Annotated in this window: 20 protein-coding genes; 10 read left to right on the forward strand and 10 right to left on the reverse strand. The window is 71.3% G+C overall.

The features are described from left to right. Window positions 1-76 precede the first annotated feature (76 nt). Window positions 77-2,815 (reverse strand): pyruvate, phosphate dikinase, encoded by a 2,739-nt coding sequence (gene ppdK, locus B072_RS0116140; RefSeq protein WP_026245895.1) that lies wholly within the window; start codon window positions 2,813-2,815, stop codon window positions 77-79. A 416-nt stretch (window positions 2,816-3,231) separates the two neighbouring features. Continuing rightward, window positions 3,232-4,434, reverse strand: a complete 1,203-nt coding sequence (locus B072_RS0116145) for an ROK family protein (RefSeq protein WP_018530999.1) — start codon at window positions 4,432-4,434, stop codon at window positions 3,232-3,234. Window positions 4,435-4,630: 196 nt separating this feature from the next. On the opposite strand from B072_RS0116145, the gene B072_RS0116150 reads away from it, so the two are divergent. Continuing rightward, on the forward strand, window positions 4,631-6,052 hold the full coding sequence (locus B072_RS0116150) for an MGH1-like glycoside hydrolase domain-containing protein (protein ID WP_202538972.1): 1,422 nt from the start codon (window positions 4,631-4,633) through the stop codon (window positions 6,050-6,052). Beyond that, on the forward strand, window positions 6,049-8,031 hold the full coding sequence (locus tag B072_RS0116155) for a glycogen debranching N-terminal domain-containing protein (protein WP_018531001.1): 1,983 nt from the start codon (window positions 6,049-6,051) through the stop codon (window positions 8,029-8,031). Before B072_RS0116150 ends, B072_RS0116155 begins: the two co-directional genes overlap by 4 nt. Before the next feature lie 380 nt (window positions 8,032-8,411). Here the strand turns inward: B072_RS0116155 and dusB are convergent, their stop codons facing one another. Further along, entirely contained in the window at window positions 8,412-9,545 is a 1,134-nt protein-coding gene (gene dusB / locus B072_RS0116165; RefSeq protein WP_018531002.1) for a tRNA dihydrouridine synthase DusB, read from the reverse strand. A gap of 108 nt (window positions 9,546-9,653) precedes the next feature. Beyond that, window positions 9,654-10,538, reverse strand: a complete 885-nt coding sequence (locus tag B072_RS0116170) for a helix-turn-helix transcriptional regulator (protein WP_018531003.1) — start codon at window positions 10,536-10,538, stop codon at window positions 9,654-9,656. 166 nt (window positions 10,539-10,704) lie between these two features. On the opposite strand from B072_RS0116170, the gene B072_RS0116175 reads away from it, so the two are divergent. Next, window positions 10,705-12,171: an MFS transporter gene (locus B072_RS0116175; protein WP_018531004.1), complete on the forward strand. Its 1,467-nt coding sequence runs from the start codon at window positions 10,705-10,707 to the stop codon at window positions 12,169-12,171. Between the two features lie 4 nt (window positions 12,172-12,175). On the opposite strand, the gene B072_RS0116180 is transcribed toward B072_RS0116175, so the two are convergent. Further along, on the reverse strand, window positions 12,176-13,060 hold the full coding sequence (locus B072_RS0116180) for a helix-turn-helix transcriptional regulator (RefSeq protein WP_018531005.1): 885 nt from the start codon (window positions 13,058-13,060) through the stop codon (window positions 12,176-12,178). 101 nt (window positions 13,061-13,161) lie between these two features. On the opposite strand from B072_RS0116180, the gene B072_RS0116185 reads away from it, so the two are divergent. Beyond that, a complete protein-coding gene (locus B072_RS0116185; RefSeq protein ID WP_018531006.1) occupies window positions 13,162-14,598 on the forward strand; it encodes an MFS transporter in 1,437 nt (478 codons plus the stop codon). Window positions 14,599-14,606: 8 nt separating this feature from the next. Here B072_RS0116185 and B072_RS0116190 read toward each other — a convergent pair whose 3' ends face one another. Then, window positions 14,607-15,077 carry a hypothetical protein gene (locus tag B072_RS0116190; RefSeq protein WP_018531007.1) on the reverse strand — a complete coding sequence of 157 codons (471 nt, stop codon included), beginning with the start codon at window positions 15,075-15,077 and terminating at the stop codon, window positions 14,607-14,609. 202 nt (window positions 15,078-15,279) lie between these two features. Here B072_RS0116190 and B072_RS0116195 point away from each other — a divergent pair, with 202 nt between their 5' ends. Together B072_RS0116195 and B072_RS0116200 are read left to right on the forward strand one after the other, a co-directional pair. After that, window positions 15,280-16,290 carry an aldo/keto reductase gene (locus B072_RS0116195; protein WP_018531008.1) on the forward strand — a complete coding sequence of 337 codons (1,011 nt, stop codon included), beginning with the start codon at window positions 15,280-15,282 and terminating at the stop codon, window positions 16,288-16,290. Between the two features lie 24 nt (window positions 16,291-16,314). Then, window positions 16,315-16,899 carry a TetR family transcriptional regulator gene (locus B072_RS0116200; RefSeq protein WP_018531009.1) on the forward strand — a complete coding sequence of 195 codons (585 nt, stop codon included), beginning with the start codon at window positions 16,315-16,317 and terminating at the stop codon, window positions 16,897-16,899. Between the two features lie 30 nt (window positions 16,900-16,929). Here the strand turns inward: B072_RS0116200 and B072_RS0116205 are convergent, their stop codons facing one another. Next, window positions 16,930-17,139, reverse strand: coding sequence for a hypothetical protein (locus B072_RS0116205; RefSeq protein WP_026245899.1), 210 nt, complete (start codon window positions 17,137-17,139; stop codon window positions 16,930-16,932). Window positions 17,140-17,211: 72 nt separating this feature from the next. After that, entirely contained in the window at window positions 17,212-18,594 is a 1,383-nt protein-coding gene (locus B072_RS0116210; protein ID WP_018531011.1) for a glycine--tRNA ligase, read from the reverse strand. A 198-nt stretch (window positions 18,595-18,792) separates the two neighbouring features. Here B072_RS0116210 and B072_RS0116215 point away from each other — a divergent pair, with 198 nt between their 5' ends. The 4 genes from B072_RS0116215 to B072_RS0116230 are packed head-to-tail and all read left to right on the forward strand — an operon-like array spanning window position 18,793 to window position 21,925. After that, complete coding sequence (locus B072_RS0116215; protein WP_018531012.1) at window positions 18,793-19,767, forward strand: metal ABC transporter substrate-binding protein; 975 nt, start codon at window positions 18,793-18,795, stop codon at window positions 19,765-19,767. Window positions 19,768-19,793: 26 nt separating this feature from the next. Next, window positions 19,794-20,558 carry a metal ABC transporter ATP-binding protein gene (locus B072_RS0116220; RefSeq protein ID WP_018531013.1) on the forward strand — a complete coding sequence of 255 codons (765 nt, stop codon included), beginning with the start codon at window positions 19,794-19,796 and terminating at the stop codon, window positions 20,556-20,558. A gap of 1 nt (window position 20,559) precedes the next feature. After that, window positions 20,560-21,456: a metal ABC transporter permease gene (locus B072_RS0116225; protein ID WP_018531014.1), complete on the forward strand. Its 897-nt coding sequence runs from the start codon at window positions 20,560-20,562 to the stop codon at window positions 21,454-21,456. Between the two features lie 25 nt (window positions 21,457-21,481). After that, window positions 21,482-21,925, forward strand: a complete 444-nt coding sequence (locus B072_RS0116230; RefSeq protein ID WP_051127196.1) for a Fur family transcriptional regulator — start codon at window positions 21,482-21,484, stop codon at window positions 21,923-21,925. 64 nt (window positions 21,926-21,989) lie between these two features. On the opposite strand, the gene B072_RS0116235 is transcribed toward B072_RS0116230, so the two are convergent. Together B072_RS0116235 and recO are read right to left on the reverse strand one after the other, a co-directional pair. After that, a complete protein-coding gene (locus tag B072_RS0116235) occupies window positions 21,990-22,823 on the reverse strand; it encodes an isoprenyl transferase (RefSeq protein WP_026245901.1) in 834 nt (277 codons plus the stop codon). A 17-nt stretch (window positions 22,824-22,840) separates the two neighbouring features. Next, the gene (recO, locus tag B072_RS0116240; RefSeq protein ID WP_018531017.1) at window positions 22,841-23,590 is read right to left on the reverse strand and encodes a DNA repair protein RecO; all 750 of its coding nucleotides are present in this window, start codon (window positions 23,588-23,590) and stop codon (window positions 22,841-22,843) included. Window positions 23,591-23,618: the final 28 nt, after the last annotated feature.

Genomic DNA, 23,618 nt, shown 5'->3' on the forward strand with positions numbered 1-23,618 from the left:
CCTTTCGTCGAACACCGGAGCCGCCGCGATCGGTGAGGGTCGGGGACCGACGGCGGCTCCGGGGGTCACACGGGGATCAGCGGTGGTCGCTGCCCGCCGAGGTGGAGGCCGCGCGGCCCGCCTCCAGGCGCGCGACCGGGATGCGGAACGGCGAGCAGGAGACGTAGTCGAGCCCCACCTCGTGGAAGAAGTGGACCGACTCCGGGTCACCGCCGTGCTCGCCGCAGACGCCGAGCTTGAGGTCGGGTCGCGTGGCGCGGCCCGCCTCGACGGCGGACTTCACCAGCGAGCCGACACCGTCCTTGTCGATCGTCTCGAACGGCGACACCCCGAAGATGCCCTTCTCCAGGTACGCGGTGAAGAAGCTGGCCTCCACGTCGTCCCGGGAGAAGCCCCACACGGTCTGCGTGAGGTCGTTCGTGCCGAAGGAGAAGAACTCGGCGGCCTCGGCGATCTGTCCGGCCGTGAGGGCGGCGCGGGGCAGCTCGATCATGGTGCCGATGGCGAGCTTCAGCTTGACGCCGGTCGTGGCCTCGACCTCCGCGATGACCTGGTCGGCCTCCTCGCGGACGATCTCCAGCTCCTGGACGGTGCCGACGAGCGGGATCATGATCTCGGCGCGCGGGTCGCCCTTGGCGTTCTTGCGGGCGGCGGCGGCCTCCGCGATGGCCCGTACCTGCATGGAGAACAGGCCGGGGATGACCAGGCCGAGCCGCACGCCGCGCAGGCCCAGCATCGGGTTCTGCTCGTGCAGCCGGTGCACGGCCTGGAGCAGGCGCAGGTCGTTCTCGTTGTTGTCCTGGCGGGACTCGGCGAGCGCGACGCGCACCGACAGCTCGGTGATGTCGGGCAGGAACTCGTGCAGCGGCGGGTCGAGGAGGCGGATGGTGACGGGCAGCCCGTCCATGGCCTCGAACAGCTCGACGAAGTCCTTCGTCTGCAGGGGCAGCAGGGACTTCAGCGACTCCTCGCGCTCGGCGTCCGTGTCGGCGAGGATCAGCTTCTCGACCATCTCGCGCCGCTCACCGAGGAACATGTGCTCGGTGCGGCACAGGCCGATGCCCTGGGCGCCGAACCGGCGGGCGCGCAGCGCGTCCTCGGCGTTGTCGGCGTTGGCCCGTACTCGGAGGCGGCGTACCCGGTCCGCGTAGGCCATGATCCGGTGCACGGCACCGACCAGTTCGTCGGCGTCGTCGGCTCCGGCGTGCATCCGGCCCTCGAAGTACTCGACGACCGGCGACGGGACGACGGGCACCTCACCGGCGTACACCTTGCCGGTGGAGCCGTCGATGGAGATGACGTCGCCCTCCTCGACGACGGTGCCGCCGACGGTCAGGCGCCGGCGCTTGGTGTCGACCTCCAGGTCCTCGGCGCCGCAGACACAGGTCTTGCCCATGCCGCGCGCGACGACCGCCGCGTGCGAGGTCTTGCCGCCCCGGCTGGTCAGGATGCCCTCGGCGGCGATCATGCCGTCGAGGTCGTCGGGGTTGGTCTCGCGGCGCACGAGGATGACCTTCTCGCCGGAGCGCGACCACTTGATGGCGGTGTACGAGTCGAAGACCGCCTTGCCGACGGCCGCGCCCGGCGACGCCGCGATGCCGCGCCCGAGGAGCTCCACCTTCGCCTCGTCGTCGAAGCGCGGGAACATCAGCTGCGCGAGCTGCGCGCCGCTGACCCGCTGCAGGGCCTCGGCCTCGTCGATGAGTCCCTGGTCGACGAGCTGGGTGGCGATGCGGAAGGCGGCACCGGCCGTCCGCTTGCCGACGCGGGTCTGGAGCATCCACAACTGGCCGCGCTCGATGGTGAACTCGATGTCGCAGAGATCCTTGTAGTGGTTCTCCAGGGTCTCCATGATCTGCATGAGCTGGTCGTACGACTTCTTGTCGATGTTCTCCAGATCGGCGAGCGCGACGGTGTTGCGGATGCCCGCGACGACGTCCTCGCCCTGCGCGTTCTGCAGGTAGTCGCCGTACACGCCCTGGTGGCCGCTGGCCGGGTCACGGGTGAAGGCGACGCCCGTACCGGAGTCGGGACCGAGGTTGCCGAAGACCATGGAACAGACGTTGACGGCCGTGCCGAGGTCGCCGGGGATGCGCTCCTGGCGGCGGTACAGCTTGGCACGGTCGGTGTTCCACGACTCGAAGACGGCCCTTATGGCGAGGTCCATCTGCTCGCGCGGGTCCTGCGGGAAGTCGCGCCCGGCCTCGGTCTTGACGATCTTCTTGAACCTGGTGACGAGCTTCTTCAGGTCGGCGCCGTCCAGGTCGGTGTCGACCACGACCTTCTTGGCGCGCTTGGCCTTCTCGATCTCTTCCTCGAAGAGCTCGCCGTCGACGTCGAGCACCGTCTTGCCGAACATCTGGATGAGACGCCGGTACGAGTCCCAGGCGAACCGCTCGTCGCCTGCCTGCTTGGCGAGGCCCTGCACCGACTTGTCGGAGAGGCCGATGTTGAGGACGGTGTCCATCATGCCCGGCATGGAGAACTTGGCGCCCGAACGGACCGACACCAGAAGGGGGTTGTCGGGCTGGCCGAGCGTCTTGCCCATCTTCTGCTCGAGCGCGTCGAGGTGGGCACTCACCTCGTCACGGAGTGCCACCGGCTCGTCCCCGCTGTCGAGGTAGACCTTGCAGGCCTCGGTGGTGATCGTGAAGCCCGGCGGGACGGGAAGGCCCAGGTTGGTCATCTCGGCGAGGTTCGCACCCTTGCCGCCGAGGAGGTCCTTGAGGTCCTTGTTGCCCTCGGTGAAGTCGTAAACGAACTTCACCCCCTGCGACGCCTGAGTGTCTACCTGAGGATCTTTGTTTTCCGACACGGGTCTCGACTCCTCGAGGCTCGGTGGCTGCCCTGACGGCGAGGAACATACCCAGATCCAAGGCCTGTGGGTACGTCCACTCAGCTGTCATACGGACGTAACCACCCGTCCGCCAGGAGATCGAAAGTGACTGGCGGGTACGCGCCGCACTCCCCCAGCGTTCAAGTCCCGAACGCGCAACCCCCGTAGAGCCCGAATATCGCTCACATGAGCATGCCCACTACTCATCTGAATTCAAGGCGTAAATGATCGAGCGATGGCACTCAGTGCCACGTCTTGAAGAAGCGCAGACGTCGATTTAGCGCTCATCTGAGCGCAAGGGCTATCAAGGGTGGCGAGAATCACGCCGTTTGAAGGGCCGGGCGGACGGTCCGATGTCAGCATGCGGACAGCTGATCGCGGCCGAAACGGGCGCGTCACACGCCCAGTGCCGCCAGCCGGCGCTCCGCGCGCTCGGGGGCGTACAGCTCCTCCACCACCAGGGCTCCCGCTCCGATGAGCGCGGAGCGCTCGCCGAGCCGTGCCGTGACCACGTCCAGGTGTGCGGTCGAGCGGGGCAGCGCCCGCTGGTAGAGGAGCTCGCGCACGCCCGTGAGGAAGGGAGTTCCGGCCAGATCTCCGGCGATCATGAGGACACCGGGGTTCAGCAGGGTGACGACGGTGGCGAGGACCTCGCCGACCCCGCGCCCCGCCTCCCGGGCGAGGCGCACCGCCTCGGGGTGCCCGGCGGCGAGCAGCTCGCGCACGTCCCAGCCGGAGGCCGCGGGCACCCCCGCCTCGGTGAGCCGGCGCGCCAGGGCCCGGCCGCTCGCGACCGCGGCCAGGCAGCCGTACGAGCCGCACCTGCACAGCGCGTCCGCGCCCTGCGGGACGCGGATGTGCCCGATGTCGCCCGCGCCGCCGTCGATGCCCCGGAAGATCGCCCCGTCCACGACGACACCCGCGCCGATCCCGGTGGAGACCTTGACCAGGACGAAGGCGCGGCAGTCGGGGTGACCTGCGCGCTGCTCCCCGTACGCCATGAGGTTCGCGTCGTTGTCCACCAGGACGGGGAGGTCGGGTGCGGTCGCCGCGTGCTCGGCGGCGGACCGGGCGAGCCGCCCTCTTATGTCGTAGCCGTCCCAGCCCGGCATGATCGGGGGCTGTATGACGCGGCCGCTGTCGGTGTCGACCGGCCCCGGCACGGCGAGCCCGATGCCGCACACCGCGTCGGCGGCCCGGCCCGCCTCCTTGAGCAGGTCGCCGAACCAGACGCCCAGTTGGGACAGCACCCTCTCCGGTCCGTCCTCCACGGTGAGGGGGTCGGTGTACTCGGCGAGGACCTCGCCGGACAGGGTCAGGACGGCGGCGCGGGCGTGCCGGGTGTCGAGGGCGGCGGCGAGCACCACGGCATGGGTGTCGTCGAACTCCAGGTGGATCGAAGGGCGGCCGCCCAGGCGGGAGTTGACCGTCTCGGCCGCGCCCTCGCGCAGCCAGCCGGCCCGGAAGAGCCGGTCCAGGCGGTGTCCGACGGTGGCCCGGGAGAGGCCGGTGACCTCCTGGAGCGCGCCGCGCGTGGTCGCCCGCCCGCTGCGCACCAGGTGCAGCAGATCCCCGGCGTTCGCCTGGTTCCCCGCCATGTCGCCAACCCCCTTGCGTTCATCAACTGCGCGTTACATTCTAGGTTTTGCGTGTTAAGTAGACGTAACTCTATGCTGCCTGCTGCGTAACCGACACCCCGTCAGTACCTCGGCCCGGTGTCCGGCAGTCCGGCTGTCCACGGGAGAACATGTGGAGCACACGACCGAGCGGTTCGAGTCCGCGGCGGGAACCAGGCTGCGGGAGCGGGGGCCGGGACCCGAGCCGCTGTGGGACCGCGCCGCGCACGTCCTCGACGCCAACTGGACGGGAGTCTCGACCGTCCCCTCGCGCACGCTGTACCCGCACCAGTGGTCGTGGGACTCGGCGTTCATCGCGATCGGGCTGCGTCATGTCTCCCCCTTACGCGCCCAGTTGGAGCTGGAGACGCTGCTGAGCGCCCAGTGGGGCGACGGCCGGATCCCGCACATCGTGTTCAACCCTGCCGTACCACTGGACGCGTACTTCCCCAGCCCCGACTTCTGGCGCTCCTCCACCGCGGGCCGCGCGTCCGGCGCGCCGTCGGCCGTGCAGACCTCCGGCATCGTGCAGCCCCCGGTCCACGCGCTCGCCGCCTGGCTGGTGCACCGCGCCGACCCCGCTCTCTCCCGCTCCCGCGGCTTCCTGCCCCGCGTGTACCCCGCGCTCGCGGCCTGGCACCGCTATCTGCTGCACCGCCGCGATCTGGGCGGCGGCGGGCTCGCCTCGGTCGTCCACCCCTGGGAGCAGGGGATGGACAACAGCCCTTGCTGGGACACCCCGTTGAGCCGGATCGTCCCGGCCGAGTCGCGTACGTTCCGGCGTGCGGACCTGGAGCACGGCGCGGCGGACGACCGCCCCACCGACCTCGACTACGGCCGGTACGTGCGTCTCGCGACGGACTACCGCGACGGTCAATACGCGGACGGAGAGGGGGAGTTCGCGGTCGAGGACCCGTCCTTCAACGCGCTGCTGGCCGCCTCCGAGCACGCGCTGGCGCGGATCGCCTGCGAGCTGGGGGCGGCGGGCACGGCCCGGCACGCCCGCGCGCAGCGGCTCACCGCGGCGCTCGTGGCGCGGCTGTGGGACCCGGACACGGAGATGTTCTTCTGCCGGGACGTGCGCGGCGGCGGGCTGATCAGGGAGTACGGCGTCTCGGGCCTGGTGCCGCTGATCCTGCCCGCGCTGCCGCGCGAGGTGGTCCGCGCGCTGGTGCGCACCGCGGCGGGCCCGCACTTCGGCGTCGGCGAGCGGGTGCGGCTCGCGCCGAGCTACGACCTCCTCGGACCGGCCTTCGACGCGCACCGGTACTGGCGCGGTCCTGCCTGGTTCAACACCAACTGGCTTCTGGAGCACGGCCTTCGGCTGCACGGGGAGCACGCGCGGGCGGCGCGTCTGCGGACCGCGATGCTGGACGTGGCCGGGGCCTCGGACTTCGCCGAGTACGTCGATCCGTACACGGGGGCGGGCTGCGGCGCCCGCGGCTTCGGCTGGACGGCCGCGCTGACGCTGGACCTGCTGAGCCCCGCCTCGGTGTCGAACGCCGAACAACACCGGCGGGCGGAGCCGGCACACGTGCAGGACACCGCCGGGCAGGCGGGAACGCGGGGACAGGGCCCGAGGGAAGGAACCTCTCGATGACGGAGACACACCGCTACGGACATGGGCAGGGACAGGGCCTCGCACCCCAACTCCTGGTGTGCGGAGGGACGTTCGCGTCGCTCGACGCGGGCGGCGGGCTGAGCGCGGTGCGCGGCGGCTCGGCCATGTCGGGACCGGACGGCCTGTTCGTGCGGGACGCCCGGCACCTGTGCCGCTGGCAGCTCACGGTCGACGGCGCGGCGCCCGAGGTGCTCACGCCCCTGTCGTACGAGGACGGGGGCGTGGCCCGCTGTGTGCTCGTGCCGCGCGGCGGACGCCAGGAGCCGCCCGCGTACACGCTCTTCCGCGAACAGGCCGTCGGGGAGGGGTCGTTGGTGGAGCTGCTGCGCATCGTGTCGAACCGTCCGGTGCCGTCGACGGTCCGGCTCGCGCTGACCGTCGACGCCGACTTCACCGACCAGTTCGAGCTGCGCTCCGACCACCGCACGTACGCCAAGACGGGCGTGGTGCGCACCCGTGAAGTCCTCGACGACGGCGTCGAGTTCACCTACCGGCGGGGCGACTGGCGCTCGTCGACGACCGTGACGAGCGAGCCCGCGCCGGAGGCCGTGGAGGAGACCGGTACGGGCGCGCGCCGCCTGGTGTGGACGCTGGAGCTCGACGCCCAGGGCAGCGCGGAGCTCACGCTGCGGGTGGCGGCGCGACCGCACGGCGTGGCGGCGGTACGGGTGCCCGCGACGCCGGCCGCGGCGGCCGCCGAACTCACCGCCTCGGTCGACGAGTTCGGCTCCGGGGTGACCCTGCCCGGTGCCTGGCCCGAGCTGGCGGCGGCCTGCGCGCGGGGCCTCGCCGATCTGGCGGTGCTGCGGGTGCCGGCGGCGGGCCCGGACGGCGAGCGGCATCTGGTACCGGCGGCGGGCGTCCCCTGGTTCCTCACCCTGCTCGGCCGGGACGCCCTGCTGACGTCCCTGTTCGCGCTCCCCTACCGGCCCGAACTGGCCGCCGCCACGCTGCCCGTGCTCGCCGCGACCCAGGCCACCGAGCTGGTCGAGGGGGCCGTCGCGCAGCCCGGCAAGATCGTGCACGAGGTGCGGCACGGGGAGCTGGCGCACTTCGGGCAGGTGCCGTACGGGCGCTACTACGGCTCGGTCGACGCGACGCCTCTCTTCCTGGTGCTGCTCGGGGCGTACACGGAGCGCACCGGGGACGCCGGGCTCGCCCGGCGCCTGGAGTCGCACGCGCGGGCCGCGGTGGGCTGGATGCTGGACCACGGCGGACTGACGTCGCGCGGGTATCTCGTATACCGCGCCGACCAGGGCGGCCTCGCCAACCAGAACTGGAAGGACTCCCCCGGCGCGATCTGTTCCGCCGACGGCAGCCGGGCGACCGGGCCCGTGATGGCGGCGGGCGCGCAGGGGTACGCGTACGACGCGCTGCGCCGCACCGCCGTGCTGGCCAGGACGGTCTGGGACGACGTGGTGTACGCGGAACTGCTGGAGCAGGCGGCGGCGGATCTCCGCGACCGGTTCCTGCGGGACTTCTGGATGGAGGAGAAGGGCTTCCCGGCGCTGGCCCTCGACGGCGACGGGCACCAGGTCGACGCGCTGGCGTCCGACGCGGGGCATCTGCTGTGGTCGGGGCTGCTCGACAAGGAGTACGGCGAGGCGGTCGGGCGGCGCCTGCTCGAACCGGACTTCTTCTCCGGGTGGGGCGTGCGCACGGTGGCCTCCGGCCAGGCCGCGTACCACCCGCTGTCGTACCACCGCGGCTCGGTGTGGCCGCACGACAACGCGCTGATCGCGCTGGGGCTCGCGCGGTACGGGCTGCACGACGAGGCGCGGGTCGTGGCGGGCGGCCTGGTCGCGGCGTCGGTCGCCTGCGGTGGGCGGCTGCCGGAGGTGGTCGCCGGGTACGAGCGGGAGGCGTACCCGGCGCCGGTTCCCTACCCGTACGCGTGCGCGCGCGAGTCCCGGTCGGCCGCGGCGCCGTTGGCGTTGCTGAGCGCGGTGGGGGGATAGGTCGCGTTGCCGGGTGCGGGCCCGGTGGGGCTTCTCGCGCAGTTCCCCGCGCCCCTGAGCGTGCCCGTCTGTCGAGTGCGCTCTCGTCCCCGGCCGCGACCCGGTGGGGCTTCTCGCGCAGTTCCCCGCGCCCCTGTTCGCCTTCGCGTCTGCCGGGTTCCCTTGTCGCGCGGCTTGAAGGTCGTGGGTGGTTGCTCGCGCAGTTCCCCGCGCCCCTGGAAGCGAGCTCCGCTCGCCCCAGGGGAAGCTGCGCGCAGCGCATGCTTCAGGGGCGCGGGGAACTGCGCGAGAAGCCCCACCGGCCGTCAGGTGGAAACGAGGCGCCCATGGGGCAGACGCCGGTCTTTCAGGGGCGCGGGGAACTGCGCGACCTGGGCCCGTCAGCCTCCGGACGTGTCCGACTCCGCGTCCTCGGAGAGGCCCGCGCAGTCGTACGGGTCCTTGAGCCAGCCGTCCGGGAGGACGACACGGTTGTTGCCGGAGGTACGGCCCCGGGGCCCGTCGGCCCCGGACGGCCAGTCCTGGTCGAGGTCCAACTCGTCGAGCCCGGCACGGAGTTCCGCCAGGGACGACGTGATCGCCAGACGCTTGCGCATCTCGGAGCCGACCGAGAACCCCTTCAGGTACCAGGCGACGTGCTTGCGGAAGTCGATGACACCCCGCGCCTCGTCGCCGATCCATTCACCGAGCAGCGTGGCGTGCCGCACCATCGCGTCGGCCACCACCCGCAGGGTCGGGCGGACCCGCTCGTCACGGCCCTCGAACGCCGCGACCAGGTCCGCGAACAGCCAGGGACGGCCCAGGCACCCACGCCCGACCACGACCCCGTCGCACCCGGTCTCGCGGACCATGCGCAGCGCGTCGTCCGCCGACCAGATGTCGCCGTTGCCGAGCACCGGGATCTCCGGGACGTGCTCCTTGAGCCGCGCGATGGCGTCCCAGTCGGCCGTGCCGCCGTAGTGCTGCGCCGCCGTGCGCCCGTGCAGGGCGATCGCCGTGACGCCCTCCTCGACCGCGATCCGCCCGGCGTCCAGGAACGTGATGTGGTCGTCGTCGATGCCCTTGCGCATCTTCATGGTGACCGGGAGGTCGCCCGCGCCGGAGACGGCCTCCTTCAGGATCGCGCGCAGCAGGTTCCGCTTGTACGGGAGCGCGGAGCCGCCGCCCTTGCGCGTCACCTTCGGGACCGGGCAGCCGAAGTTCAGGTCGATGTGGTCGGCGAGGTCCTCCTCCGCGATCATGCGGACGGCCTTGCCGACGGTGGCCGGGTCGACGCCGTACAGCTGGATCGAGCGAGGCTTCTCGGTCTCGTCGAAGTGGATCAGCTGCATGGTCTTCTCGTTGCGCTCGACCAGCGCGCGGGTCGTGATCATCTCGCTGACGAAGAGACCCTTGCCGCCCGAGAACTCCCGGCACAGGGTCCGGAACGGCGCGTTCGTGATGCCCGCCATGGGTGCGAGGACCACGGGCGGCTGCACGGTGTGCGGGCCTACTTGGAGCGGCTGCTGGGACATCGGGGCGAGTCTCCGGGAACGTACGAACAGGGCGGCTGCCACGGCGTCCGGTGCGTCGTCCGCCGACGCGGCAAGGATCCATTGTCCCCCACCCGGCCCATGCCCCGCTCACCCCGTCCGGGCGGCCAGCTTCTCCAGGCGTTCGTCGGTCTCGTCGTCGGCGGGCAGGTACGCGACCACGCGGTGCCCGTCGCCGTCCGGGGCCAGCCACATGTGGCGGTGCTCCAGGCGCAGCAGGCCGATGTCCGGTTCCGGGTGCAGGTACCGCTTGACGTGCGAGACCATCGGCGCCACGTCGCGCCGCTCCCACAGCTCGCGGAACTCCGGCGAGACCGCGAGCAGCTCGTCCACCGGCGCCTTCCAGGCGGGTTCGGCGACGTGCTCGGCCATCGCCTTGCGGTACTTGGCGACGAGGTCGACCACCATCGTCTCGCGGTCGAGGAACCGGGTGCGCCAGCGGTCGTTCATGAACAGCAGCCACAGGGCGCTGCGGTGCTCGGGGTCGAGTTCGGCGGGGTCGCCGAAGACGTGGGCGTAGGCGCGGTTGTACGCGAGGATCTCGTAGCGGGCGTTCTTCAGCGCGGCCGGGTACGGCTCCAGGCGCTTCAGCAGGCGCTGGATCGTGGGCGTGACGACCGGGCACTCGGTGGCGGCGCGCGGGTCGGTGGTCCCGGCGAGCGCGAAGGCGTGGGCCCGCTCGGCGGGGTCCATGAGCAGGGCGCGGGCGATGGCGTCGAGGACTGCGGCCGAGACGTTGATGGCGCGGCCCTGTTCCAGCCACGTGTACCAGGTGACCCCCACCGCGGCGAGGTGCGCGACCTCCTCGCGGCGCAGGCCCGGGGTGCGGCGGCGGGCGGTGCCGGGCAGGCCGACCCGGTCCGGGGTGATGCGTTCGCGGCGGCTGCGCAGGAAGGCGGCCAGTTCGGCGCGGCGGACGTCGTCGGCCGCGCGGACGTCACCGGCGGACCGGTCTGCGGGGGCGATGGTCGTCATGCCACCAGGATGCTCCGGTCCCCCGCCCGTCGCCATCCTGTTGCCAGGTACTGCCTGTAACAGGATGAGCAGGCTCTGGTACCAGGCTGAGCGGGCGGCCATCGTCGTAGCCATGACCTCCACCTCACGTGCCCACCCGGCCCCGGTTCCGGCTACCGTCGAAAACATGCCCGATGCACAGACCCTGACCCACAAGCGGCGCATGCTGATCCTCGCGATCTGCTGCATGAGCCTGCTGATCGTCAGCCTCGACAACACCGTCCTGAACGTCGCCCTGCCCTCCATGGCGAAGGACTTCGACGCCACGCTCTCGGGCATGCAGTGGACGATCGACGCCTACACCCTGGTCCTCGCCTCGCTGCTGATGCTGGCCGGGTCGACCGCCGACCGGATCGGGCGCCGCAAAGTGTTCCGGATCGGGCTCGCCGTCTTCACGGCCGCGTCCGTGGCCTGCTCCCTCGCACCGACTCTGGAGTCCCTCGTCGCGTTCCGCATGGTGCAGGCGGTCGGCGGCTCGATGCTGAACCCGGTCGCGATGTCGATCATCACGAACACCTTCACCGACCCGCGCGAGCGGGCCCGCGCCATCGGTGTGTGGGGCGGTGTCGTCGGCATCTCGATGGCCGCGGGCCCGATCGTGGGCGGCCTGCTCGTGGACTCGATCGGCTGGCGCTCGATCTTCTGGGTCAACCTGCCGGTCGGCGTCGCGGCCCTCCTGCTGACCATGCGCTACGTCCCCGAGTCCCGCGCCCCCAAGGCGCGCCGCCCCGACCCGGTCGGCCAGGTCCTCGTCATCGCGCTGCTCGGCTCACTGACGTACGCGATCATCGAGGCGCCGTCGGCGGGCTGGACCTCGGTGCGGATCGTCGTCTGCACGGTGATCGCGGTGGCCGCGCTCCTCGGCATCCTGCTGTACGAACCGCGCCGCACGGACCCCCTGATCGACCTGCGGTTCTTCCGCTCGGCGCCGTTCAGCGGGGCCGCGGTGATCGCGATCTGCGGCTTCGCCGCGCTCGGCGGCTTCCTGTTCCTGTCGACGCTGTACCTCCAGGACGTACGGGGCCTGGACGCGCTGCACGCCGGTCTGTGGATGCTGCCGATGGCGGCGATGGCCCTGGTCTGCGCGCCGCTCTCGGGCCGCCTGGTCGGCAGTCGCGGCCCGCGCCTGCCGCTGCTGGTCGCTGGCGCCACGATGACGGTGAGCGGCGTGATGTTCGCGGCCTTCGACGCAGAGACGTCGAACTGGTCGCTGGTCCTCGCCTACGTGCTGTTCGGCATCGGCTTCGGCTTCGTGAACGCGCCGATCACCAACACCGCGGTCTCCGGGATGCCGCGCGCCCAGGCCGGGGTGGCCGCGGCCGTGGCCTCCACCAGCCGGCAGATCGGCCAGACCCTCGGCGTCGCCGTGATCGGCGCGGTGCTCGCCTCGGGCGTCGCCTCGTCCTCGTACGCGGAGACCTTCGTCGCGGCCAGCCGGTCCTGCTGGTGGATCATCGCCGGGTGCGGCCTCGCGGTGCTGGTGCTCGGCGCGGTGACCAGCGGGGCGTGGGCGCGCGGTACGGCGCGGCGCACGGCGGAACGGCTGGAGGAGCCGCAGGACGCGGCGCTGACGGAGTCGTCGGCCGGGGCGTGAACGGCTATCTCCCCGCCGTCAACTCCTGGAGTTCCGCGAGGCGTTCGCGGGTCGTCTCGTCGGCCGGGGTGTACGTGACCATGCGCGCCCCGCAGTCCCGGCCCAGCCACAGGTCGGTGTGGACGACGGAGAGCGGGCCCACGTACGGGTTGTCGAAGTGCTTCACCTTGCTGGGCACCGACCGCACCACCTCGTGCCGCTCCCACAGCTCGCGGAACTCGGCCGACTCCTCGGTCAGCCGCCGCAGGACCAGCTTCCAGGCGGGCTCGCCGAGGTGCTCGGCCATGCCGGAGCGGAACTTGGCGGCCATCGTGCGCAGCACGTCGTCGAGCCCGCTGATCGAGGACCGCCAGCCCTCGTGGGTGAACGCGAGAAGCATCCAGTTGCGGTCCTCGGGCGGGATCTTGTCGAGGTCGCAGAGCAGCAGCCGGTACGTGCTGTTGTAGGCGAGGATGTCGTAGCGGCTGTTCTGCACGCAGGCCGGGATCGGCTCCAACTTGGCGATCAGGGAGAGGATTTCGGGGGTCAGCGTGGTGCAGCTCGCCGCCGGGGTCGGGTCGATCGCGCCGGCCAGGCCGAACAGGTGGGCGCGCTCGGGCGCGTCGAGGCGCAGGGTGCGGGCCAGCGCGTCGAGGACCTGCGCGGAGACCTGGATGTCGCGGGCCTGCTCCAGCCACGTGTACCAGGTGACGCCGACCGCGGAGAGGTGGGCGACCTCCTCGCGGCGCAGGCCAGGGGTGCGGCGGCGCCGGCCGCGCGGCAGGCCGACCTCCTCGGGCGTGATGCGTTCGCGGCGGCTGCGCAGGAACCCGGCCAGCTCGTGGCGCCGGATCTCGCCGGGCCGGACCTCCGCCCCGTACTGCTGCACGTCCTGCGTCATGGTGGTCATGCCTCCAGCGTGGAGCGGGCCGCATCCTGTTGCCAGGTAGAGGTTCTACCAGGATAAGAACACTCTGGTACCAGCTTGAGCGGCGGCGGACGCTCGGTGCCATGACCACCCACACGCAGTCCCCGCCGGCCCCGCCCGTCGTGGCGTCCGCCGCCGGCACCGCGCTCGGCGGCGCCGGCCTGCTCACCGTGCTGCTCGGCGCGGCGCTGCCCCTCATCGACTTCTTCATCGTCAACGTCGCCCTGCCCACCATCGACCGTGACCTGAACGCGAGCGAGCCCGTCCTCGAACTCGTCGTCGCGGGCTACGGCATCGCGTACGCCGTCCTCCTCGTCCTGGGCGGCCGGCTCGGTGATCTGCTGGGCCGCCGCCGGCTGTTCATCGGCGGCATGGCGGCCTTCGGCGTGACCTCGCTGGCCTGCGGCCTGGCGCCGACCGCGTGGACGCTGGTCGCGGCCCGGGTCGCGCAGGGCGCCGCCTCGGCGGTGATGCTGCCGCAGGTACTCGCCACGATCCAGGCGACGACGGCCGGTCCGCGCCGGGCGCGGGCGATGAGCCTCTACGGCGCGACGGCCGGCCTGTCGATGGTGGCGGGCCAGGTGCTCGGCGGCGTCCTGGTCTCGGCGGATCTGTTCGGCACGGGCTGGCGCTCGGTGTTCCTGGTGAACGTGCCCGTCGTCGTCCTCGCCCTGGTGCTCGCCGTCCGTACGGTCCCGGAGACCCGTTCCGCGCGGCCCGAACCGGTCGACGGTCCCGGCACGGTGCTGCTCGCCCTGGCCTTGTGCGCGCTGCTCGCGCCGCTGACCGAGGGCCGGTCCGCGGGCTGGCCGCTGTGGACGTGGCTGTCGCTGGCGGCGTTCCCGTTCCTCGCGTACGCCTTCTACGCGGTGGAGCGCCGGGCGGACCGGGCGGGCCGCACCCCGCTGGTCCCGCCGTCCCTGTTCCGGCTCCCCTCCCTGCGCCGGGGCCTGGTGATGGTGGTGCCGTTCTCCATCGGCTTCAGCGGGTTCATGTTCGTGATCGCGGTGGCACTGCAGCAGGGCGAGCGGCTCGGCGCGACGGCGGCGGGGCTGGCCCTGGCGCCGATGGCGGCGGTCTTCTTCGCCACGTCGCTCGCCGGTCCGCGTCTGGTGGCGCGCTGGGGTACGCGGATCGTCACCGCGGGCGGCCTGCTGCAGGGGGCCGGGGTGGTGCTCATCGCCCTCGCGGCCTGGCGCGACTGGCCGCGTCTCGGGGTGCTCGGCATGCTGCCCGGCGCGGCGCTGGCCGGAGCGGGGCAGGCCCTTCAGCTCCCCATCCTGTTCCGGATCATCCTGTCGGAGGTGCCGGCGGAGCGGGCGGGTGTCGGCAGCGGCGTGATGACGACGACGCAGCAGGCGGCGCTGGCCCTCGGCGTGGCGACGCTGGGCTCGCTGTTCCTCTCCCTGTCCCCGTCCCTCGGCATGCGCGACGCGCTGGTGGTGACGCTGCTAGTGCAGTTGGTGGCGGTGGTCCTGACGGTGGCCCTGAGCCTGCGGCTGCCGCGCCGCATCGTCTGAACCCCGGCTCAGGCGGCGCGCCTGGCCCGCAGCTCGGTGCGGTAGCCGACGAGGACGGCGCCGCTCGCGCCGGCGAGGCCGAACAGGGCGATCCCCGGGTTCACGTAACCCGGGACGTCGTCCGTCAGGTAGCGGGTGCCGTCGTTGCGCGAGCACTCGAAGCCGAGGGGGACGTACGACACCGCGTAGTCGACGATGAGCCCGTCGCGTTCCGCGTCACCGGTCCGGCACGGGATGATCGGCGCGGAGTCGGTGCCGCCGTCCTCGGCGCTGACCACGGCGCCACCCACGCAGAACAGCCCCAGCGCGCACAGCGCCGACGCCACCGACCCGGCCAGCGCGGCACCGGCGCGCAGCGGCCGGTCGGCGCGGGCCCTCTCCGCGCCGGGCAGCAACTGGCCGACGCCGTGACCGAGAAGGCACAGCGCGCCGACCAGGGAGCCGACGAAAGCGACCAGGAAGACAGCGACGGAGATCATCGGCCGATTCCACCGGAGCGTCCGCCCACCGTCCGTGACGGAAGCCACAGTTCCGGACACAGCCGTGTCACGAACGCTCCGGGCCGCGCGCGGGGCGGCACGCCACGACGGGAACAGGCGTGACGACGGGAGAGGCATGACAGATGACAAGTAACAGATGACAGATATTGAAATCTGTCATCTGTCATGCCAAGCTGGGTGCATGAACCTCCCCACGCGATCCCTCGGTACCACCGGCCCCCAGGTCTCCGCCCTCGGCCTCGGCTGCATGGGCATGTCCGCGCTGTACGGCGAGAGCGACCGGGCCGAGTCCGTCGCCACCATCCATGCCGCGCTCGACGCGGGTGTGGCCCTGCTCGACACCGGCGACTTCTACGCCATGGGGCACAACGAGATGCTGATCGGCGAGGCCCTGCGCGCCGCGCCCGCGGCGGCCCGCGAGAAGGCGCTGACCAGCGTGAAGTTCGGCGCCCTGCGCGACCCGGACGGCGGCTGGTCCGGCTACGACGGGCGTCCCGGCGCCGTGAAGAACTTCGCCGCGTACTCGCTCCAGCGCCTCGGCGTCGACCACATCGACGTGTACCGGATCGCCCGCATCGACCCGGACGTGCCGATCGAGGAGACCGTCGGAGCCATCGCGGAGCTGGTCGAGAAGGGGCACGTGCGGCACATCGGACTGAGCGAGGTCGGCGCGGAGACGATCCGCCGGGCCGCCGCCACCGCCCCGATCTCGGACCTCCAGATCGAGTACTCGCTCATCTCGCGCGGCATCGAGGAGGAGATCCTGCCCACCACCCGCGAGCTGGGAATCTCGATCACGGCCTACGGGGTGCTCTCCCGCGGCCTGATCTCCGGCCACTTCACCCGCGACCGGCAGCTCGCGGCGGGCGACTTCCGCTCCTTCTCGCCGCGCTTCCAGGGCGAGAACCTCCAGCACAACCTGGACCTGGTCGAGCAGCTCCGCAAGATCGCCGAGCAGAAGGGCGTGAGCGTCGCCCAGATCGCGATCGCCTGGGTGCTCTCGCGCGGCGACGACATCGTGCCGCTGATCGGCGCCCGCACCCGGACCCGCCTGACCGAGGCGCTCGGCGCGCTCGACGTGACGCTCGACGACGCCGACCTCGCCGCGATCGAGGAGGCCGTGCCCGCCGACGCCGCGGCCGGCGACCGCTACCCGGCGGCCCAGATGGCACACCTCGACAGCGAGCGCTGATCGACGCCGGGTAACTTCATATCCATGGCCACCGAGACCCTGACCCCCGAGCGCATCCTCGCCGCGACCGAGGACGTGCTGCGCCGGCACGGCGCCGCGAAGGCGACCGTCGTCGACGTGGCCCGCGCCCTCGGGGTCAGCCACGGCTCGGTGTACCGGCACTTCCGTACGAAGGCGGAGCTGCGCGGCGCGGTCACCAAGCGCTGGCTGGACCGGACGACCGGCGTGCTCGCCGAGGTCACCACCGGCGCCGAGCCGCCCGCCGCCAAGCTCCGCCACTGGCTGACCGCGCTCTTCGAGGCCAAGCGGCACAAGGCGGGCGACGACCCGGAGCTGTTCGCCACGTACACGGTCCTGACGACGGAGAACGGCGGCGTGGTCGACGCCCACATCACCGAACTCCGCGACCAGCTCACGACGATCCTCCAAGAAGGCGTCACCCAGGGCGAGTTCGCGACGACCCCGGACATCCCCACCACAGCCCGCGCCGTCTTCGAGGCGACCGCCCACTTTCACGACCCGGCGTACGCCCCGCAGTGGTCCCGCCCGGACGCGCAGCCGGCGTTCGACGCGCTGGTGAACCTGGTGATGCGCGGCCTGCGCGGCTGACGACGCCCCGGCCGGGCCCGCGTCAGGCCGTCACGCCTCGCCCCCGGGGTCCACCGTCGCCTGATGCACCTGCCCGAGGTGTTCCTCCGCCTTGAGCCACGGCAGGAACTGCGCCGTTCTGCTCCAGCCGCACGTCTCGCACGTCAACTGGCGCTGCATTCCCGTCCTTTCGACCCGCACGACATGCCCGCGCCCGTGCTGGTCCCAGCGACTGACCTTGCTGTTCGTTATGTGAGGCACAGCGGCAGTGTGCAGCAAAAAGCCCCGGCCCACCGCCGAAACGGCGGGCCGGGGCTCAGGCGCGTACGGGCGTCAGCAGCCGATCAGGCGTGCGGCCAGGTAGCCCTCGATCTGGTCGAGGGAGACGCGCTCCTGCTTCATGGTGTCGCGCTCGCGCACGGTCACCGCGTTGTCGTCCAGGGTGTCGAAGTCGACGGTGACGCAGAACGGCGTACCGATCTCGTCCTGGCGACGGTAGCGGCGGCCGATGGCGCCGGCGTCGTCGAAGTCGATGTTCCAGTTCTGGCGCAGCGCGGCGGCCAGGCCCTTCGCCTTCGGGGAGAGCTCCGGGTTGCGGGAGAGCGGGAGCACCGCGACCTTCACCGGGGCGATGCGGTGGTCGAAGCGCATGACCGTGCGCTTCTCCATCTTGCCCTTGGCGTTGGGCGCCTCGTCCTCGAAGTAGGAGTCGAGCATGAACGCCAGCATCGTGCGGCCGACACCGGCCGCGGGCTCGATGACGTACGGCGTGTAGCGCTCGCCCTTCTCCTGGTCGAAGTAGGAGAGGTCCTGGCCGGAGGCCTTGGAGTGCGCCGAGAGGTCGTAGTCGGTGCGGTTGGCGACGCCTTCCAGCTCGCCCCACTCGCTGCCGCCGAAGCGGAAGCGGTACTCGATGTCAGCGGTGCGCTTGGAGTAGTGGGAGAGCTTCTCCGCCGGGTGCTCGAACCAGCGCATGTTCTCCTCGCGCAGGCCCAGGCCGGTGTACCAGTTCCAGCGCTGCTCCATCCAGTACTCCTGCCACTTCTCGTCCTCGCCCGGCTTGACGAAGAATTCCATCTCCATCTGCTCGAACTCACGGGTGCGGAAGATGAAGTTGCCGGGCGTGATCTCGTTGCGGAACGACTTGCCCATCTGGGCGATGCCGAACGGCGGCTTGCGGCGCGAAGTGGTCTGCACCTGCGAGAAGTTGGTGAAGATGCCCTGGGCGGTCTCGGGGCGCAGGTAAGCGACCGAGCCGGAGTCCTGCGTCGGGCCGAGGTGCGTGGAGAGGAGACCCGAGAACTGCTTGGGCTCGGTGAAGGCGCCCTTGGTGCCGCAGTTCGGGCAGTTGATGTCCGCGAGGCCGTTCTCGGGAACGCGGCCCTTCTTCTCCTCGTACGCCTCTTCCAGGTGGTCCGCGCGGAACCGCTTGTGACAGGAGGTGCACTCGGTGAGCGGGTCGGTGAACGTGGCGACGTGGCCCGAGGCCTGCCAGACGTCGGTCGCCAGGATCACGGACGAGTCGAGACCGACGACGTCCTCACGCGAGGTGACCATGTAGCGCCACCACTGGCGCTTGATGTTCTCCTTCAGCTCCACACCCAGCGGACCGTAGTCCCAGGCGGCCCGCTGACCGCCGTAGATCTCGCTGCAGGGGTAGACGAAGCCACGGCGCTTGCTGAGGCTGACGATGGTCTCGATCTTGTCGGCGGCCACGGTGCTCTCTTCATTACGACGACGGTGAGCGCGCTGGATACGCGCTCCGGGAGCGAATGCCTCAGGTTACCGGCGGGCCCACCCCCCGAACCAAATCGGTTCCGGGGCCCCGGGGGGACAGAGGCGGACCGAGCATGACGAAGGAGCCCACCAAGAGCTTGTTGACAATCGTTTCCAGTTTTGTTGAAAATGAGTGTCATGAACGTACGCCGATCGAGCCGTCCCGCCCGCCGCCTCATATCCACGACCGCCGTCGCCGGTGCCACGGCGCTCGGCCTCACCCTGCTCTCCGCCTGCGGCAGCTCCACGGCCGCGGACGGCAAGGGCGGCGGCAAGCTCGACGTCGTCGCGTCGTTCTATCCCCTGCAGTTCCTCGCCGAGGAGATCGGCGGGGACCACGTGGACGTCACCACGCTGACCGGTCCCGGCACGGAGCCGCACGACCTGGAGATCAGCACCAAGCAGCGCGTCGAGATCGAGGAAGCCGACGTCGCCGTCTACCTCAAGGGCCTGCAGCCCTCCGTCGACGACGCGATCGGCCAGTCCGGCATCGGAACGAAGGTCGACGCCGCCTCCCTGACGAAGCTGGAGGAGCACGGCACCGAGGTCGGCGGGCACGCCGAGGAGCACGACCACGACCACGGCGAAGAGGGCACCGACCCGCACATCTGGCTGGACCCGGTGAAGTACGCCGAGGTCGCCGAGGGCGTCGGCAAGGCCCTGGAGAAGGCCGACCCGGACCACGCGGCCGACTACAAGAAGAACACCGCCGCCCTCGTCGACAAGCTGAACGTGCTCGACAAGAAGTACGAGGAAGGCCTGAAGGACACCGACTCCTCCGTCTTCATCACGACCCATGCCGCCTTCGGCTACCTCGCCGAGCGGTACGGCCTCACCGAGGAGGCCATCAGCGGGCTGGACCCGGAGAGCGAGCCGAGCGCCGCCCGCGTCAAGGCCCTCCAGGACATGGCGAAGGCCGACGGCGTCACCACCGTCTTCTACGAGACGCTCGTCAGCGACCGGACCGCGAAGACCATCGCCTCCGACGCCCACCTGAAGACGGCCGTGCTCGACCCGATCGAGGGCATCACCGAGAAGTCGAAGGGCGACGACTACATCAAGGTCATGGAGTCGAACCTGGCCGCCCTCCAGAAGGCGCTCGGCGCCAAGTGACGCACGTACGCCAAGGGGAGAACGACATGGCTGAACCGGTCATCGCACTGCGCAAGGTCACCGCGGAACTGGGCGCGCGCCCGGTGCTGCGCGGCATCGACCTGACCGTGCACCGCGGCGAGGTCGTCGCCCTGCTCGGCGCGAACGGCTCCGGCAAGTCGACCGCGATCCGCACGATCATCGGGCAGGTGCCGGTGACCGGCGGCGGGATAGAGCTGTTCGGCACGGACCGGCGCCGCTTCAAGGACTGGGCGCGTGTCGGGTACGTACCGCAGCGCACGACCGCCGCGGGCGGGGTGCCCGCGACGGTCGCCGAGGTCGTCGCGTCCGGCCGGCTGTCCCGGGCCCGCTTCGGCATCCTGCGCAGGGCCGACCGGGACGCGGTCACCCACGCCCTCGACCTGGTCGGCATGGCCGACCGCGCCAAGGACTCCGTCGACGCGCTGTCCGGCGGCCAGCACCAGCGCGTCCTGATCGCCCGCGCGCTCGCCGCCCGGCCCGAGCTGCTGATCATGGACGAGCCGATGGCGGGCGTCGACCTGGCGAGCCAGGAGGTGCTGGCCGCGACCTTGCGGGAGCAGGTCGCGGCCGGCGCCACCGTCCTCCTCGTCCTGCACGAACTGGGCCCCCTGGAGCCGCTGATCGACCGCGCGGTGGTGCTGCGCGACGGCTGTGTGCTGCACGACGGGCCGCCCCCGAAGGCGGTCGGCCAGCACGCGCTGCCCGGCCACGACCACGTGCACCCGCACTCGTCCGACCCCGCCCCGGTACGCACAGGACTGCTGAGCTGACATGGAATTCCTCACCACCGACTTCATGCAGCGCTCGCTGCTGGCCGCCGTCCTGGTCGGCATCACCGCGCCGGCGATCGGCATCTACCTCGTCCAGCGCCGCCAGGCCCTGATGGGCGACGGCATCGGCCACGTGGCGATGACCGGCGTCGGCCTCGGCTTCCTCCTCTCCACCTCGCCGGTGTGGATGGCGATGGCCGTCTCCGTCCTCGGCGCCGTGATCATGGAGCTGATCCGCTGGTACGGGAAGACCCGCGGCGACATCGCGCTCGCCATGCTCTTCTACGGCGGCATGGCGGGCGGCGTGATGCTGATCAACCTCGCGCCGGGCGGCTCGACCGCCAACCTCAACTCGTATCTCTTCGGCTCGCTCTCCACGGTCTCGCAGAGCGACCTCGTGGCGATCTGCGTCCTGGCGGGCTTCGTGATGCTGGTGACGCTCGGCCTGCGCAGGCAGCTGTTCGCGGTGAGCCAGGACGAGGAGTTCGCGCGGGTCACGGGCCTGCCGGTGCGCTTCCTGAACCTGCTGATCGCGGTCACCGCGGCGGCCACCGTCACGGTCGCGATGCGGGTGGTGGGCCTGCTGCTCGTCTCCGCGCTGATGGTGGTGCCGGTCGCGGCGGCACAGCAGCTGACCCGCAGTTTCAAGGCGACGTTCACGGTCGCGGTGGCCATCGGCGTCGTCACGACCCTGAGCGGCACGGTCACCAACTACTACGTCGACATCCCGCCCGGCGCGACGATCGTGCTGCTCACCATCGCGGTGTTCATCGTGCTGTCGCTGCTGGCGGCGCCGCTCGCCCGGCGCCGGGCCCGCGCGGCGGCGCGGCTGCACGGGGACCCCGCGCAGTGCACGGTCCCGGGGCAGCAGGCCCCGATCCCCTCGGTTCATGGATGACCCGGCCCTGACGCAGCCTGGCACAATGGCGGCGGCAGGTAGGTGGCAGGGATGCGAGGAGGAACCCGTGGCAGCCCCGGTTCGAGGCAGGTCGACCCGCCAGCGCGCGGCCGTGGCGGCGGCGCTCGACGAGGTGGACGAGTTCCGCAGCGCCCAGGAACTGCACGACGTGCTCAAGCACAAGGGCGACTCGGTCGGCCTGACCACGGTCTACCGCACGCTGCAGTCCCTCGCCGACGCGGGCGAGGTCGACGTCCTGCGCACGTCGGAGGGCGAGGCGGTGTACCGGCGTTGCTCCTCGGGCGACCATCACCATCACCTGGTCTGCCGGATGTGCGGCAAGGCCGTCGAGGTCGAGGGCCCGGCGGTGGAGAAGTGGGCCGAGGCGATCGCCTCCGAGCACGGCTATGTGAACGTGGCGCACACGGTGGAGATCTTCGGTACGTGCGCGGAGTGCGCCGCGGGTTGAGCGGTTCCGGCGTCTCGTCGTCTGCGGGCCGGTGGGGCTTCTCACCCACCGGCCCGCAGACGGACTAGCTGCCCGACTCCAGCTGCAGCAGCACCTCGTTCGGGGTCGCACCGCCGAACCGCCGGTCCCGGGAGGCGTACTCCACGCAGGCCCGCCACAGGTCGCGGCGGTCGAAGTCCGGCCACAGGACGTCCTGGAAGACCATCTCGGCGTAAGCGCTCTGCCACAGCAGGTAGTTGGAGGTGCGCTGTTCGCCGCTGGGCCGCAGGAACAGGTCCACGTCCGGCATGTCCGCGTAGTAGAGGTACTTCGCGAAGGTCTTCTCGCTCACCTTCGACGGGTCGAGACGGCCGGCCTTCACGTCCTCGGCGATGGCCTGCGCGGCGTCCGCGATCTCGGCGCGGCCGCCGTAGTTCATGCAGAAGTACAGGGTCAGCTTGTCGTTGTCCTTGGTCTGCTCCTGGGAGATCTCCAGCTCCCTGGCGACCGACTTCCACAGCTTGGGCATCCGGCCCACCCAGCGCACCCGCACGCCCAGCTCGTCGAGCTGGTCACGGGTCTTGCGGATGAAGTCGCGGTTGAAGTTCATGAGGAACTTCACCTCGTCCGGGGACCGCTTCCAGTTCTCCGTGGAGAAGGCGTAGAGCGAGATCGCGCCGACGCCCATCTCGATGGCGCCCTGGAGGACGTCGAGGACACGCTCGGCGCCGACCTTGTGACCCTCCGTGCGGGGCAGGCCGCGCTCCTTGGCCCAGCGTCCGTTGCCGTCCATCACGATGGCGACGTGCCGCGGCACCAGCTCGCCGGGGATCTTCGGTGGCCGCGCACCCGACGGGTGCGGTTCGGGTGCCACGTACTCGCGTCGTGACGACCGTCCGAGAATTCCGCGACGTGCCATGTGTGTGGGCCTCTCCCCTAGCTCTTCTCTACATAACGCAGCGAGCGCAGTCCGCGCTCCATGTGCCAGTGCAAGTACGCCGACACGAGCCCGCTGCCCTCCCGCACGAACCTCGCCTCGCACGCGTCCGCCGTGTCCCAGTCTCCGGTCAGCAGCGCGGCGAGCAGCCCGAGGGCCTGCGGTGAGGGTACGACGCTGCCCGGTACCCGGCAGTCGACGCAAACCGAGCCGCCCGCGCCGACGGAGAAGAACCGGTTGGGACCGGGCATTCCGCACTTGGCGCAGTCGCCGAAGCTGGGCGCGTAGCCGTTCACGGCGAGGGAGCGGAGCAGGAACGCGTCGAGGATGAGGTGCGGCTCGTGCTCGCCGCGGGCGAGCGTGCGCAGGGCGCCGACGAGCAGCAGGTACTGCTGCACGGCGGGCTCGCCCTCGTGGTCGGTGAAGCGTTCCGCCGTCTCCAGCATGGCCGTGCCCGCGGTGTAGCGGCCGTAGTCGGTGACGATGCCACCGCCGTACGCGGCGATGATCTCACTCTGCGTGCACAGCGGAAGCCCGCGCCCGATCAACTCGCTGCCCCGCGCGAAGAACTGCACGTCGACATGGGAGAAGGGTTCGAGCCGCGCCCCGAACTTGGACTTGGTGCGGCGCACACCGCGGGCGACGGCGCGTACGCGGCCGTGCCCCCGGGTGAGGAGGGTGATGATGCGGTCCGCTTCGCCCAGCTTCTGGGTGCGCAGCACGATGCCGTCGTCGCGGAACAGACTCATGGCACCCATTCTCCCTTACGCGCATGAG

It is taken from the genome of Streptomyces sp. HmicA12, assembly GCF_000373565.1.
Classification (GTDB): Bacteria; Actinomycetota; Actinomycetes; order Streptomycetales; family Streptomycetaceae; genus Streptomyces.

What these genes read in the sequence shown, in the direction of transcription:
- B072_RS0116145 (WP_018530999.1), bottom strand. Translation starts at nt 4,434, where the DNA reads ATGGCGGGGAACCAGGCGAACGCCGGGGATCTGCTGCACCTGGTGCGC.
- B072_RS0116155 (WP_018531001.1), top strand. Translation starts at nt 6,049, where the DNA reads ATGACGGAGACACACCGCTACGGACATGGGCAGGGACAGGGCCTCGCA.
- dusB (WP_018531002.1), bottom strand. Translation starts at nt 9,545, where the DNA reads ATGTCCCAGCAGCCGCTCCAAGTAGGCCCGCACACCGTGCAGCCGCCC.
- B072_RS0116170 (WP_018531003.1), bottom strand. Translation starts at nt 10,538, where the DNA reads ATGACGACCATCGCCCCCGCAGACCGGTCCGCCGGTGACGTCCGCGCG.
- B072_RS0116175 (WP_018531004.1), top strand. Translation starts at nt 10,705, where the DNA reads ATGCCCGATGCACAGACCCTGACCCACAAGCGGCGCATGCTGATCCTC.
- B072_RS0116180 (WP_018531005.1), bottom strand. Translation starts at nt 13,060, where the DNA reads ATGACCACCATGACGCAGGACGTGCAGCAGTACGGGGCGGAGGTCCGG.
- B072_RS0116185 (WP_018531006.1), top strand. Translation starts at nt 13,162, where the DNA reads ATGACCACCCACACGCAGTCCCCGCCGGCCCCGCCCGTCGTGGCGTCC.
- B072_RS0116190 (WP_018531007.1), bottom strand. Translation starts at nt 15,077, where the DNA reads ATGATCTCCGTCGCTGTCTTCCTGGTCGCTTTCGTCGGCTCCCTGGTC.
- B072_RS0116195 (WP_018531008.1), top strand. Translation starts at nt 15,280, where the DNA reads ATGAACCTCCCCACGCGATCCCTCGGTACCACCGGCCCCCAGGTCTCC.
- B072_RS0116200 (WP_018531009.1), top strand. Translation starts at nt 16,315, where the DNA reads ATGGCCACCGAGACCCTGACCCCCGAGCGCATCCTCGCCGCGACCGAG.
- B072_RS0116215 (WP_018531012.1), top strand. Translation starts at nt 18,793, where the DNA reads ATGAACGTACGCCGATCGAGCCGTCCCGCCCGCCGCCTCATATCCACG.
- B072_RS0116220 (WP_018531013.1), top strand. Translation starts at nt 19,794, where the DNA reads ATGGCTGAACCGGTCATCGCACTGCGCAAGGTCACCGCGGAACTGGGC.
- B072_RS0116225 (WP_018531014.1), top strand. Translation starts at nt 20,560, where the DNA reads ATGGAATTCCTCACCACCGACTTCATGCAGCGCTCGCTGCTGGCCGCC.
- B072_RS0116230 (WP_051127196.1), top strand. Translation starts at nt 21,482, where the DNA reads ATGGCGGCGGCAGGTAGGTGGCAGGGATGCGAGGAGGAACCCGTGGCA.
- B072_RS0116235 (WP_026245901.1), bottom strand. Translation starts at nt 22,823, where the DNA reads ATGGCACGTCGCGGAATTCTCGGACGGTCGTCACGACGCGAGTACGTG.
- recO (WP_018531017.1), bottom strand. Translation starts at nt 23,590, where the DNA reads ATGAGTCTGTTCCGCGACGACGGCATCGTGCTGCGCACCCAGAAGCTG.